The organism is Pseudomonas sp. ASL4, assembly GCF_056680395.1.
Genome location: NZ_CM155280.1, coordinates 5,506,108 through 5,519,559, shown reverse-complemented (window position 1 = coordinate 5,519,559; position 13,452 = coordinate 5,506,108). Strand labels below are relative to the sequence as shown.

Here is a 13,452-nt window from a genome sequence, read left to right as displayed (position 1 = left end):
GCTCCCGCTCGGCTGCGAAGCAGTCGCAACCCGGAAAACGCGCACTGACTGAGTAACCGTGGTGTCTGGTTTGGGGGCTGCTGCGCAGCCTAGCGGGAGCAAGCTCCCTCGCCACAAAAGTGGTCCTCGCTCCAATAACTTCCATCACTACAAGAATGCTCACCGCCGCGGTCCCAAAAAATCCCGATACAACCGCGCCGCCCTCGTCGGTTGCTCGACCATCGGCATGTGGCCAATCCCTTCCCAGATGTCCACGCGCAAATTGGCAATGCCCTTGCTCCACACCGCCACGCTGCTGACATCGATCAACCGATCCTTGCGCCCCCACAGCAGCAGTGCCGGGCATTTGATGTCGGCGAGTTTCGGCTCCATCGGCGGGCTGGCGCGAAAGTCCTGGAAAATTTCCGCCAGTTCGTCGCGGCATTGTTCATAGCGCTGGGCGACGGCGTCCAGTATGACGCCGGGTACCCACGGCGGGTTGGCCATGGTCATGGCGTAGAACTGCTGGAATTCTTCCTTGGTGTGAATCAGAAACGGGTTATGGCCCTTGGACAGTTGACGCTCCAGGTCGCTGACTTCCGGGGCGCTGACGCCCGCCGGGTCGATCAGCGCCACCGAGATAATCCGCTCGGGGTAGGTGGCGGCCAGCCATGCCGCGATGTAGCCGCCCATCGAGTTGCCGATCACGTGCACCTTCTCGACTCCGCATACGTCAAGCAACTGGATCATCCGCTTGGCCTGCAGGGCGATGTCGTAGCCGCCACCGGCCTTGAAGCCGGTTTCACCATGGCCGGCGAGGTCGGGGATGATCACCCGGTAGTCGCCGACAAAATGCCGGGCAAAGCGCAGCCAGAGGTTTTTGTCGGCGCTGTAGCCGTGCAGCATCAGTATCCCGCTGGTGGCTTCATACGGCCCGCCTTGCCAGGTCGAGACGGTCATCTCGCTGATCGGCACGACGATCTTGTGCAGCCGATACAGCTTGGCCTCCAGCGCCATGCTCAAGTCATACAGCCAGCGGCCGATGGCCGGGTAACTCAACCAGCTCCAGGCCACGAAAACCGCGATTGCGACAACCAACACAAGCATCAGGCGTGTTCCTTCTACGTGATCAGGACAGAATGTGGTCGGCGGGTTTCAACGCCCGGGTCAAGCGGTGATAGCTGAAACTGAACCCCGGAAACATGGCGATCACATGACCGCTCTTGCTTTGATACCAACTGTGGCAGCCCCCGGACTTCCACACCGTGCGTTCCATTTCCCGGTGGATCATTTCAGTGTAGGTACGTTCTGCTTCGGGGCGCACTTCAATGCTGCGCAGACCCTGTTCTTTTAGTGTGCGGATGCAACCGAGGATGTAATTCATCTGGGATTCGATGATGAACAGCGCCGAAGTGTGGCCAATGCCGGTGTTGGGGCCGGTGACGATAAACAGGTTGGGGAAGTCCGGCAGGCTGGTGCCCAGATAGGCCCGGGGGTACTGGGCCCAAACGTCCTTCAGCTGCCTGCCGTTCTTGCCGGTGACCGGGTAGGAAATGACCCCGTCGGTGGCGTCGTAACCGGTGGACCAGACGATCAGGTCGACGTCGATGTGCTGACCGTCCAAAGTGTTGATGCCGGTTTCGTCGAGGGAAGCGATGCCTTGTTCGCGGCTGTGCAGCGTCACGTTCGGCCGACCCAGCGCCGGGTACAGGGTGCTGGAAACCACCACTCGCTTGCAGCCGATGGTGAAATCCGGCGTCAACTTGCGCCGCAGTTCCGGGTCAGGCACCTGGCGTTTAAGGAAGCGCAGGGCATGTTGCTGAACCATATGAATCGCCGGTTTTGAATATTTGAAGGCGATCACCCGGGTTTCGAATTGCCAGTAGATCATCCAGCGCAGTAGCTTGTAGGCCGGTTTCAGCCCCAGCAACCAACGCTGAAATTTCCCGAACGTTCGATCGGCGCGGGGCAGTACCCAGTGGGCCGAGCGCTGAAACACGTGCAGGTGTCCGACGTTCGGGGCAATCGCCGGAATCACCTGGGCCGCACTGGCGCCGCTGCCGACGATGGCGACCCGTTTACCGCTGTAGTCGTAGGAATGATCCCAATTATTGGTGTGAAAGGTTTTGCCCTGGAAGCGCTCCTGGCCTTCGAAGTGAGGGACCACCGGCTGGCTCAGCGGCCCCGTCGCGTTAATCAGGAACTGCGCGTAGAACGTGCCTTTGGTGCCGGTGTGCACCGCCCAGCGTTTGCCGGCCTCGTCCCATTCGATGCCCTCGACGTTGGCTTCCAGTTCCACTTTGTCCCGCAGGCCAAAGTGCTCCACCACGTACTGGGTGTAGCGGTGCAGTTCGGCCTGTTCGGCGAACATCTGCGTCCACCGGTACGGCGCGAAGGACAGCGAATACAGCGGCGAGGGCACGTCGACGGCCGCACCGGGGTAGGTGTTCTGGCACCAGGTGCCGCCGAAAAAGTCCCGCCGTTCCAGCAGGCGAAAATCGCTGATCCCTGCCTTGAGCAAATTGATCGCCGCGCACTGGCCGCCAAAGCCGCTGCCGATGATCAACACTTCAAAGGTCTGCATGGGCCTCCTTTTTGCCGTTGTTTATCAAATCCTCCCATCATGTATAGCCAAACTGTAGGTGCGCTGCTTCCGCTTTCGTAGGAGCGAGGCTTGCCCGCGATGCTTTCGCTTTTGTGGGAGCCGAGCTTGCTCGCGATACAGGCGCTGCGGTCTATCAGTTCTACCGCGTTATCGTTCTTCGCGGGCAAGCCTCGCTCCTACAGATAGCAAGCTATTCACCGCTAGTCGGTGATGGCTATTTGAGGTTGCCCTGATAGACTGCGTTCACACCCGTAACCCTCGGTGTAATCAGATTCCGTTAGGTGGCAGAGGCCTCTATGGCAAAAACGGGAGGAAAGGGACTTTCACTGGCCAGGAGGCTCTATACGTCGCGAACCTTGGGGTTGGCCCTTGGGTTGTTGTGCGTGAGTGTGGCGATGTACCCGCTCAACCCTGCGCCCTGGGTTTGGGTGGTTATGTTGCTCAATGGCGTGCTCTGGCCGCACCTCGCGTACCAATGGGCCCGCCGCGCCACCATTCCCTACCATGCCGAACACCGCAACTTGCTGGTGGACGCCTTTCTCGGCGGCTTCTGGGTCGCAGCGATGCAGTTCAATCCATTGCCCAGTGCGACCACCATTTCCATGATGGCGATGAACAACGTGGCCATCGGCGGCTTGCGTTTTCTCTTGGCCGGCAGCGTGGCGCAAGTCCTTGGGATCGGCGTCGGATTTTTGATTTTTACCCCTGCGTTCATTCCGCAAACCAGTCCATTGCAGCTGTATGCCTGCTTGCCCTTGATGTGCCTGTACCCTCTGGCTCTCGGCTGGATCTGCTTTCGCCAGGCCCATGTCCTTGGCCGGCAAAAACGTGAATTACTGGCCCTGAGCCGCACTGACAGCCTCACCGGTTTGCTGAACCACGGCACCTGGAAGGATCAACTGGACGTCGAATTCCAGCGTTGTCAGCGACAGAACCAGGGCGGGGCGATTGCGCTGATCGACATCGATCACTTCAAAACCATCAACGACACCTACGGCCACGTCGCCGGGGACATCGTCCTGCGGCAGTTGAGCAAAATGCTCAAGCAAAACCTGCGGGCAGCGGATGTCGCCGGGCGTTACGGCGGCGACGAGTTCTGCGTGATCCTTCCGGACTTGCCGCTCAACAGTGCCGCCGCCACGATGGACGCCTTGCGCGATCGCTTTGCGACGTTGGGCTATGAGCAAAACCCGGCGCTGAAAGTCAGCCTGAGCATTGGCCTGGCGGCCTTCAACCCGACGCACACCGATGCGACCCTGTGGCTCAACGACGCCGACGAGGCGCTCTACGAGGCTAAGACCACCGGACGCAATCGCGTTATCTGTTGCAGTGACGGCAAGCCCCGTCGTGAGATGCTGGATTCGGTTTGACTGATTCACAGCAAATCCCTGTGGGAGCGGGCTTGCTCGCGAAAGCGGTGTGTCAGTCGACATCAATGCTGGATATCAGGGCCCCCTTCGCGAGCAAGCCCGCTCCCACATTTGACCGAGGTTGAACACAAAATCTGTGTAGTACACAGTTCCCTGTGGGAGCGAGCCTGCTCGCGATGGCCGCACCTCGGTCCAAAGCCGAACGCTCAGTGTCGCATCCGGTATAGAGCCTTGCGCCGCAGTCAGGTAGGGTGTTTTTCACCCCCCGACACGAAACAAGGATTGATTCATGACGTTCAAACTCTCTCGCTCCCCACTGGCCACCAGCCTCGCCCTGACCCTCGCCCTCGGCGCTTTCGCTCCCGCAGCCTTCGCCGAACCCCACAAGCAAGTTCTTGCCGACTCCGAGCAATACAAGGCTGAAGCCCTGCAGCTACTGGAAAAACTGGTCAACATCGACTCAGGCTCCGGCTATGAACCTGGCTTGACCCAGGTCCGCGATATCGCCGTCGACGAGCTGAAAAAACTCGGCTTCAGCATCGAACTGATACCGAACACCCCGGATAAAAGCAGCCATGTGATCGCCACGCTCAAAGGCACCGGCAAGGCAAAAATCCTGTTGATGGCGCACATGGACACCGTGTTCAAGGAAGGCTCGGCCGCTGAGCGTCCGTTCCACATCAAGGACGGTCGCGCCTACGGGCCGGGCGTGATGGACGACAAGGGCGGCATCGTCGCCGGGATCTACGCGCTGAAAGCCCTGAAAAATCTCGACTTCAAGGACTATGCCCAGATCACTTTCCTGCTGGATGCCAGTGAAGAAACCGGCTCTGAGGTCGCTACCGACCTGATCAAGAAAACCGCCAAGGCCCACGACGTGACCCTCAACCTCGAACCGGGTCGCCCGGCCGATGGCCTGGTGGTGTGGCGCAAAGGCAGCGCCACCGCAGTGGTCGAAGTGAAGGGCAAAGCCGCCCACGCTGGCGTCGCGCCGGAGTTGGGCCGCAACGCCGCGATGGAAGCGGCGCACCAGATTCTGCAACTGGGCAAATTGGGCGACGAAGCGAAAAAAACCACCATCAATTTCACTGTGATCAAGGCTGGCGACCGCACCAACGTGATCCCGGATCAAGCCATCGCCAAGGCCGATGTGCGCGCGGCGGTGCCGGAAGAGTTCGACCGGATCGAGAAGGACCTGGCGCGGGTGTCCCAGGACAAGTTGATTCCGGATACCGAAGTCACCACCACCCTGCAACGCGGCTTGCCGCCTATGCCGCAGACGAAAGAGTCGGATCGCTTGATGGCCATGGCTCAGGGGATCTACGGCGAAATTGGCCGCAAGTTGACCGAAGAAGGTAGCGGCGGGGCGGCGGATGCGAGCCTCTCTGCGGGAGTGGGGACGCCGACGTTGGATGGGTTCGGGATCGTCGGCGGCGGTATTCACACGCCGGAGGAATATGCCGAGGTGGAGAGCGTGACGCCGCGGATTTACTTGTTGTCACGGATGATTATGGAGTTGGCGAAGCGGTAAGTGGGCGCAGGTCATTCAGGCAAACACTGACCTGTGGCGAGCGAGCTTGCTCCGGGCGGCGATCCGACGCTGGGCTGCGTAGCGGCCCCAAAATTCTGACCATCAGCGCAGATTTTTGTGAGTGCTGCGCACTCAAGCGGGAGCAAGCTCCCTCGCCACAGGGATTTGTGGTGTTGGTGAATTAGAACGGATGTGGTTCAAGCGCGGGCGGTGCAGCGGGAGGCGGGGTTTAAAACTTCGGCTTAGCGGTGTTGCGGCTGACGCTTTCGCGAGCAAGCCCGCTCCCACATGGAGTCAGTGTTGATCACAAAATGTATGTTCAACATTAATTCACTGTGGGAGCGGGCTTGCTCGCGAAGGCGTCCTGTCAGTTCACCCCGGCATACCCGCCAAACGGTCACTCTTTAACGCGCATAAACTCTTCCGCCCAGCGGATGTAATCCTCTGGCTGCGTATAGGTATGCGTTAACTCGGTCGCGCTCAAATCCGACGCCTGGGTAAAGATCTGCCGCTGTTCACGCAAGCTGTCGTAAGTCGCCTTGATCGCCGCAAAGTACGCGCCATGGCCGTCGATGGTGACCCGCACGCCCAGTTCCGCCAGGCGTTTATCGTCGCGCAGCGCCGGGTTGCCGTAGGTGACCAGCATCAGTGGCACGCTCAGGTGTTCGGCGATTTTTTCCAGTTGGTCGAAGTCCTGGACGCCGACCATGCAAATCCCGTCGGCCCCGGCGTTTTGATATTGCTGGGTGCGGCTGATGATTTCCTGGATCGGCAGGATCCCCGCATTGGTGCGGGCGATGATCGCCATTTCTTTGTCGACTCGGGCTTCCAGCGCTGCGCGAATCTTGCCGACGCCTTCAGCGACGCCGATCAAATCGGTGGACTTGCGGCCGAATTGGGCCGGCAGCAGGGTGTCTTCGATGGTCAGCGCGGCGATGCCGGCGCGTTCGAGTTCGACGATGGTGCGCATCACGTTCAGGGCGTTGCCGTAGCCGTGGTCAGCGTCGGCGATGACCGGCAGTTGGGCCACGCGGCCAATACGGGTGGCCTGTTCAGCGAATTCGCTGAGGGTGATCAGTGCGAAATCCGGGGCGCCCAGTACCTGCAACGATGCGACCGAGCCACCGAGGATCCCGACTTCAAAACCCAGGTCTGCGGCAATACGCGCCGACATAGGGTCGAACACCGAAGCGGTGTGGTAACAGGTGTCGGAAGCCAGCAATTGGCGAAAGTTACGGCGCAAATCTTGATGGGAAAGCCTGGACATATGAGTTCCACCACTGCATTGGAATGGAAGGGCTTGAGCAAAAGTGTCAACGCCGAAGGAATAAAAGGCTATCACGCGGGCGGGGTCAGGAGGATGACGAATTTTCAGACAGGTGAAACGATACCGCTCCTTGTGGCACGGGAGCTTGTGCTAATGCCGGTCACTAAAGAGATGAGCGACGCATGACCTGTGGCGAGGGAGCTTGCTCCCGCTCGGCTGCGCAGCAGTCGTAAATTCAGCAAACGCGGTGTGTCTGAAAAATGGGGTGGCAGGTTTTGGGGCCGCTTCGCAGCCCAGCGGGAGCAAGCTCCCTCGCCACAAAGGCGGGGGATCAGGCCGCCACCGCCTGCTGCGCCTGATTCAACAGCGTCACTGCCCGCACCGAATTCCCCGGTTGCAGCTGCAGACGCTTGGCAGTGAGGCGGTCGACGATCAGGCTGTTGCCCACCAGCCGCGCCTTGGCGGTGGTGATGCGGCAGTTTTCCATGCGTTGGTTGTGGATCAGCCACACCGGGGCCTGTTCGTCCGGGGTGCCAATGCCCAGCACCAGCGACTGGCTGTCACGCACGGTGCGGATTTTCGAGACCTGCGCTTCAATCACCGGTCCGCCATCAAAGATGTCGATGTAGTCCTTGTGGGCAAAACCTTCGGCATTGAGGATCTTCAGCGCCGTCTGCGTGTTCGGGTGAGCCTTGCCGATCACAGCCTGAGCCTGTTCGGTAAGCAGACAGGTGTACAGCGGTTGGCGGGGCATCAGTTCGGCGATGAACGATTTGTTGCCCAGCCCCGACAGGTGATCGGCGTGGCTGAAATCCATCTTGAAAAAGTGCCGGCCCAGACTGTCCCAAAACGGCGAGCAGCCTTGTTCGTCGGCACTGCCGCGCAGTTCGGCGATGAGCTTGTCGCCAAACAGCTGCGGGAATTCGGCGACGAACAGCAACCGCCCCAACGACAGCAATCGACCGTTGTTGCCGTAGCGCTGATCGGGGCGCAGGAACAGCGAGCAGAGTTCCGATTGGCCGGTCATTTCGTTGTTCAGGAACAAGGTCGGAATATGCTTCTGGATACCCAGGTCCGGCGACGAACTGACCGTCAGCCCGACCCGGTAGTTGTACCAGGGCTCTCGCATGCCGACGGCCCCCGTCAGGGCACTGACCCCGACCACGCGTTGCTCGTCGTCCTCCAGCACGAACAGATAATCGGCGTCGGCACGTTCGACCTGTTCGGCGAAGGTCCGCTGGGACCAGCGCACGCGGTGGGCCAGGCGATCTTCGTTCGCCGGCAGGGTGGTGAACCCGGGGCCTGCCTGTTGCACCAGCGTCAGCAAGGCGGGCAGGTCGGTGATGTGAACCGGGCGGACAATCATGATGCAGCTCCTTTTGCGCGCGTGCTCGGGCGCTGTCGTTGGGCACGGGTCCCGGTGATGCTCACAGGGCGATCAGCCGGATCGGGCTGCCGTCGGTGACGTTCAGGGCGGCGCACAGGTCGGCGCTCAAGCCCACCGGTTGTCCGGCGGTGTAGTCCAGTTCGGTGATGATGGCCCGGTAATCCTTGAACGAATCGTTGCTCACCAGGTAACTGCCACGGGCGTCGATGGTCTCAACGGGCTGCGCGGTGCCGGTGTGGCTGTGGGCAATAGAGCGAATGTTCGCGGTACGCGCATACAGCGTCGGGCCGCCGTCGAACAGGTCGATGTAGCTGTTGGTTTCAAAGCCTTCGCGCTCCAGGATGTCGAACGCTTCCTGGCCGTCGGGGTGAATCCGGCCAATGCACTCTTGCGCCGCTTTAGGCAGCATCGGCACGTAGATCGGGTATTGCGGCATCAGTTCGGCGAGGAAGGTCCGGCTCTCCAGGCCACAGAGTCGCTCGGCCTCGACGTAAGGCAGGTCAAAAAAGTGTTTGCCCAGGGCATCCCAGAACGGCGACTGGCCCTGATCGTCGCTGTACCCGACGATTTCGGTGATCACCGCCTCTGAAAAACGCGCGGAGTGAGCCGCGATAAACAGCAGCCGGGCCCGTGACAACAACTCGGAAAACGGCGTGCGCACCAGTGCCGCATCAATGTGAAAGCCGCGCAGCAAGGTGTGGCCGCTGAGGTCGTGGCACAACGACAGCGCCGGCACGCCGTGCTCGATGTTCAGTTCCCGTGAGGTGCTGGTGAAGTGGCGGTTGCGCAAGCTGTAGAACGGCTCACTGAAACCGGCGGTGGCAAGGATTTCCGAGCACCCGGTCAGACGTTGGCTGGCCAGGTCTTCGAGGACGAAAAAGTAGTTCTCCGGGCCGTTGCCTTGTACGTCTTTGTCGAACGAGGCGCAGGAGTCGAGAATTTTCTCGCGCAGGCGTTCGCTATCGTCCGGCAGGGACGTGACGCCCACCAGGCTGTCGCGGGCCAGTTGTTGCAACTGGGGCAGGTCGGTTAACTCGACTGGGCGTAAGACCAGCATGGATGTACTCCTGTATCAAAGGGTTCGGCGGTTTGCCGTCGAACCTGACTATCACTGTCGGTGTCCACGCGTTAAAGCAGCGGTCGCCTGATTTGTTGTCAGACGCCGCCCTTTTTGTTGTCAGACGTTGCTCGGGTCCGGCAACGACGTGCTGGCGCCCAGCTTGTTCAGGAAGAACAAATAGACCAGACCCAGAGCAATCCAGATCAAACCGAGCTTTTGTGCATCGACGCCCATGTTGTACATGATGGCCGCGACGATGATGAAGCCGACCACCGGGCAGAGCAGGTGACGGATCACCTGGCCGGATTTCTGCCGGCGCCAGTAGTAGTTGATCACGGTCAGGTGCAGCAGCATGAAGCCACTCAACGCGCCGAAGTTCACCAGGGAGGTGAGGGTGTCCACCGAGTTGATGAACAGGTAGCAAATCACCAGCGACAGCACGGCCACCAGGTAAATGCTGATGTGCGGCGTGTTGTATTTTGGATGGACCTTGGCCAGCACTTTCGGCAGTTTGCCGTCCCGTGCCATGCCGAATATCAGCCGCGATACCGCCGATTGCGAAGTGATGGCCACCGCCACACCCCAGGACAGGGCCGTGGCCACGGCGGTAAGGGTTGCCAGCCAGCTGCCAGCGGCAATTTCAGCAATTTCATAAAACGCGGTGTCAGCGGATTTGAAACCCATGCCGGCAGCCAGATCGGTGGCGATCCAGGTCTGCACCACGAAGATCACGCCCATCACCACCAGGGTAATCAGCGCAGCCTTGCCAACACTGCGGCCCGGGTCCTCTTTGATCTCTTCGGCCAGGGTGGAAATCGCATCGAAGCCAAGGAACGACAGTACTGCAATCGACACCGCTTGCATCAGCAGCGCGAAGTTGAACGTTTCGGGGTTGTACAGCGGCGCCAAGGTCAACTCACCGTGACCGCCGCCGTTGTGCAGGGCATTCCAGGCGTAGAACAGGAAGATCCCCAGCACCACCAGTTGCGCCAGCAGAAAGACGATGTTCATCCGTGCGGTGAAGGTGATGCCCCGCAGGTTTACAAACGTCGCACTGACCAGGAACGCCAGGATGAAACCGACTTTCGGAATATCCGGGTACAGGTGATTCAGCGCCATGGCCGCGTACACGTACAGCAGCGGCGGGATCAGCAGGTAATCAAGCAGCATCAACCAACCGGCAATAAAGCCGACATGTTGATTCAAGCCGCGTTGTGCGTAGGAATACACCGAGCCGGCAATCGGAAAAGCCTTGGCCATGCTGCCGTAGCTGAGGGCGGTAAACAGCATCGCCACCATGCCGATAATGTAGGCCAGCGGCACCATCCCGGGCGCCTCGGCGTTGACGTAGCCATAAACACCGAACGGGGCGATGGGGATCATGAAGATCATCCCGTACACCACCAGATCCGTCAGTGTCAGGCTACGTTTCAACTCCTGCTTGTAGCCGAATTCTTCTATTTCCATGAAGCGTCTCTCCTGGTCATTCCATCGGGCAACTTTTAGTTTTTATTCCGCTACAGCGCACAACGTTTACTTTTTTCCTACAGCAAGGGGGCGAGGTATCCGCTCCAGCGTTCAATTGCCTCGGGCGTGCGCAGCAGATCGTTGCGCACCTCGATCAACACCGATTCCAGCTCGCGAGCATCGCCGTGCACCGGCACGGTCATGTCCCCCAGAGGGTCTATCTTGTACGGCTGATTGCCGGCCACTTTCTTCGAATGCCGGCTCAACCCGTCGATCACCCGTTGGGCGTAATTCCGGGCCCCGCCAAACAGCACGCCGGCTTCCAGCAACCGGGGCTGACCGTAATAAATCGGGGTGAAACTGTGAATCCCCACCACTCGAACTGCTCGCCCTTGCGCCACGCGCTCGTCGATCAGGCTTTGCAAGCGGGTGTGAAACGGCTTGAACAACGTTTCCCGGCGGTACTCCCGGGTGGCTTCACTCAGTTGCTGGTTGCCCGGCACCTGATAAATCTCGCTCTGACCCGGAATGCTGTCCGGGGCATGGCGTGGGCGATTGAGGTCAATCAACAGCCGTGAGTAGTTGGCCGCCAGCAGCGTCACGCCGAGGGTTTCGGACAAGCGCTCAGCCAGCGCCAGGGCACCGATGTCCCAGGCGATGTGCTCACGGGCGGCTTCAAAGCTCAAACCCAGATCATTCAACGCCGGCGGAATAAAACGGCTGGCGTGTTCGCACACCAGAATCAGCGGGTGCTCGGAGGCTTCCCGGATCAAGGTGTACGGGGGCTTGGTGTAGAGCCCAAGTTCAGCAGGTTCAGTACAGACGGGCATAGTGCTCACAAAGGTCGGCGGGCGAGAGCTGTTCCGTCAGCGTCAGTTCCTCGGTTTTCAGGGCGAAATAAGAGTCGAGCAGTGCCTTGGGCAACGCTTCGATCAGCGCCTCACTGTTGCGCAGGCAGTCCAGGGCCTGGGGCAGAGAGGCGGGTAGGGCAACAATGCCCCGGGCCTGGCGTTGTTCTTCATTCAGGGCATCGGGGATTTCATCAGTGATTGCATTCAGTGCCAGGCGTTGTTCGATGCCCAGGCGTCCGGCAATCAGCAGTGCGGCCATGGCCAGGTGCGGCGAGGCGGTGGCGTCCATGGCACGAAATTCGAGGTTGTACTGCGCGGCTACGGATTTACTGCCCAGGGTTACCGTCGGGCAGATCCGCAGCGCCGCTTCGCGGTTGCGCTGGCCGAGGCAGGCATAGGAAGCGCTCCAGTGATGGGGCAGCAAGCGCTTGTAGGACACCGGCGTCGGCGCGGTTATGGCGCAGAGAGCCGGCAAGTAATGCAGGATCCCGGCGGCCCAGTGCTGGCCGAGGGTCGACAGGCCATTGGTGGTGCCGGCGTCGTACAGCAGCGGTTGCCCGGCGAGGTCTTGCAGGCTGATGTGCAAATGCACACCGTTGCACATTGCATGTTCGGTGGTCTTCGGCGCGAAGCTCAGGTCCACGCCCATTTGCCGAGCGACTTCCCGGGTGATTTCGCGCACGTTCACCGCACGGTCGGCGGCGGCGACACCGAGCGCCGGGCGGCAGGTGATTTCGTATTGATGCTTGCCGTATTCCGGCAGGAACATCTCCGGCTCCACGCCACCCGCGCGCAAAGCGCTGAGCAACCAGCCGCCGAATTCGGCACCCTGGCGCTGGGCTTCAAGGGAGAACGCCCGACAATCGGCATCGCCGCTGTCCAGGTTGAATTCGTGTTCGAACGCGGCGTTGACCTGCACCCCCAACTCGGCCCTATAACGTTCCACTTCGTTGCGCAGCAGGGTGCGCGGGCATGTGGCCCACGGCCGGCCATCGGTTTCGCAGAGGTCGCCATGGATGAAGTCCAGAGGCGGGGCATTGGCGTCCGGGCCGTTGCTGACGGTCACCCGGCTGCCCATGTCCGGAATCAATCGCAAGTCACCGTAAGCGCCCCACGGACTGGCCGAGGCGATGACGTCTTGCGGGGTCAGTGCGCTGTTGGCGGGCACCCAACCGATACCGGCGGCTTGATACTGCTCCAGCTCATCGGTGGGAAAGGAGCGACCGCGGGTCACGCCGATCAGGTCGGTGGTGACAATCGTGGTCATCGGGACGGGCAGCAGGCGCGCGCTCATGGCTGCATCTCCTGCAGACGGGCGAGCACGGTTTGCGTGTCCGTAATCCAGCAATAACCTTTGATCGCGTTGAGGCAGGCCTGATGCCGTTCCGGGGTGTAAGTGGCGCAGGCGTCTTCCACCAGCGTCACCAGGTAGCCACGGTCGGCGGCGTCACGCACCGCCATGTCGACGCACTGGTCGGTGACGATGCCGGCGATGACCAGATGCCGCGCCCCGAGGTTGCGCAACACGTAGTCGATGTTGGTGGAGTTGAAGACCCCCGAGGAGCTTTTCGGCAGCACGACTTCGTTTTCTTCCGGGGTCAGGTCCTCGATGATTCGCGCCTGCGGGCATCCTTTGGGCAGGTGCATGTCCGAGAGTTTGTGGTCCAGGGAACGGTCGCGGCCATCGGCGGTGAGGCTTTCGATCAGGGTATGTACTACGTTCTGCCGGGCGCTGCGAAAGGCGCTGAGCAGCCGCCGCTGATTGGGCACTACCTGCATGTGGGTGCGGGTCAGGAAATATTCAGCGTCAGGGTCGTTGAGGTGCGGGTCGAACTGCGGTTCGAGCCAGGCCCGTTGCATGTCGACCAGCAACAGCGCGGTGTGGTCGGTGACAAAAGGCAGGTCGCGCGGCGAGCGGTGGGGGAGCGTAAACAT

At 60.6% G+C, this 13,452-nt stretch carries 11 protein-coding genes; 2 read left to right on the top strand and 9 right to left on the bottom strand.

The window, feature by feature from the left end:
* Positions 1–159 precede the first annotated feature (159 nt).
* Together AC1MEW_RS25005 and AC1MEW_RS25000 are read right to left on the bottom strand one after the other, a co-directional pair.
* Positions 160–1,086, bottom strand: a complete 927-nt coding sequence (locus AC1MEW_RS25005) for an alpha/beta fold hydrolase (protein WP_480423932.1) — start codon at positions 1,084–1,086, stop codon at positions 160–162.
* A gap of 22 nt (positions 1,087–1,108) precedes the next feature.
* The gene (locus AC1MEW_RS25000; protein WP_323570425.1) at positions 1,109–2,563 is read right to left on the bottom strand and encodes a flavin-containing monooxygenase; all 1,455 of its coding nucleotides are present in this window, start codon (positions 2,561–2,563) and stop codon (positions 1,109–1,111) included.
* A gap of 317 nt (positions 2,564–2,880) precedes the next feature.
* Between AC1MEW_RS25000 and AC1MEW_RS24995 the strand changes: the two genes are divergently transcribed.
* A complete protein-coding gene (locus tag AC1MEW_RS24995) occupies positions 2,881–3,954 on the top strand; it encodes a diguanylate cyclase (protein WP_480423930.1) in 1,074 nt (357 codons plus the stop codon).
* Between the two features lie 289 nt (positions 3,955–4,243).
* Positions 4,244–5,485, top strand: a complete 1,242-nt coding sequence (locus AC1MEW_RS24990; protein WP_480423928.1) for a M20/M25/M40 family metallo-hydrolase — start codon at positions 4,244–4,246, stop codon at positions 5,483–5,485.
* A 397-nt stretch (positions 5,486–5,882) separates the two neighbouring features.
* Here the strand turns inward: AC1MEW_RS24990 and AC1MEW_RS24985 are convergent, their stop codons facing one another.
* The 7 genes from AC1MEW_RS24985 to AC1MEW_RS24955 form a co-directional block, all read right to left on the bottom strand.
* Entirely contained in the window at positions 5,883–6,752 is an 870-nt protein-coding gene (locus tag AC1MEW_RS24985; RefSeq protein WP_123513478.1) for an isocitrate lyase/PEP mutase family protein, read from the bottom strand.
* A 331-nt stretch (positions 6,753–7,083) separates the two neighbouring features.
* Positions 7,084–8,118, bottom strand: a complete 1,035-nt coding sequence (astA, locus tag AC1MEW_RS24980; RefSeq protein ID WP_201202487.1) for an arginine N-succinyltransferase — start codon at positions 8,116–8,118, stop codon at positions 7,084–7,086.
* 61 nt (positions 8,119–8,179) lie between these two features.
* Positions 8,180–9,196: an arginine N-succinyltransferase gene (locus AC1MEW_RS24975; RefSeq protein WP_480423925.1), complete on the bottom strand. Its 1,017-nt coding sequence runs from the start codon at positions 9,194–9,196 to the stop codon at positions 8,180–8,182.
* Positions 9,197–9,316: 120 nt separating this feature from the next.
* Positions 9,317–10,666 (bottom strand): APC family permease, encoded by a 1,350-nt coding sequence (locus tag AC1MEW_RS24970; protein ID WP_201202490.1) that lies wholly within the window; start codon positions 10,664–10,666, stop codon positions 9,317–9,319.
* 77 nt (positions 10,667–10,743) lie between these two features.
* Positions 10,744–11,496, bottom strand: coding sequence for an N-formylglutamate amidohydrolase (locus AC1MEW_RS24965; protein ID WP_201255241.1), 753 nt, complete (start codon positions 11,494–11,496; stop codon positions 10,744–10,746).
* The gene (locus AC1MEW_RS24960) at positions 11,480–12,811 is read right to left on the bottom strand and encodes a type I glutamate--ammonia ligase (RefSeq protein WP_480423922.1); all 1,332 of its coding nucleotides are present in this window, start codon (positions 12,809–12,811) and stop codon (positions 11,480–11,482) included. The genes AC1MEW_RS24965 and AC1MEW_RS24960 overlap by 17 nt, the downstream gene beginning before the upstream one ends.
* Positions 12,808–13,452 carry a cysteine hydrolase family protein gene (locus tag AC1MEW_RS24955; RefSeq protein ID WP_201202496.1) on the bottom strand — a complete coding sequence of 215 codons (645 nt, stop codon included), beginning with the start codon at positions 13,450–13,452 and terminating at the stop codon, positions 12,808–12,810. The genes AC1MEW_RS24960 and AC1MEW_RS24955 overlap by 4 nt, the downstream gene beginning before the upstream one ends.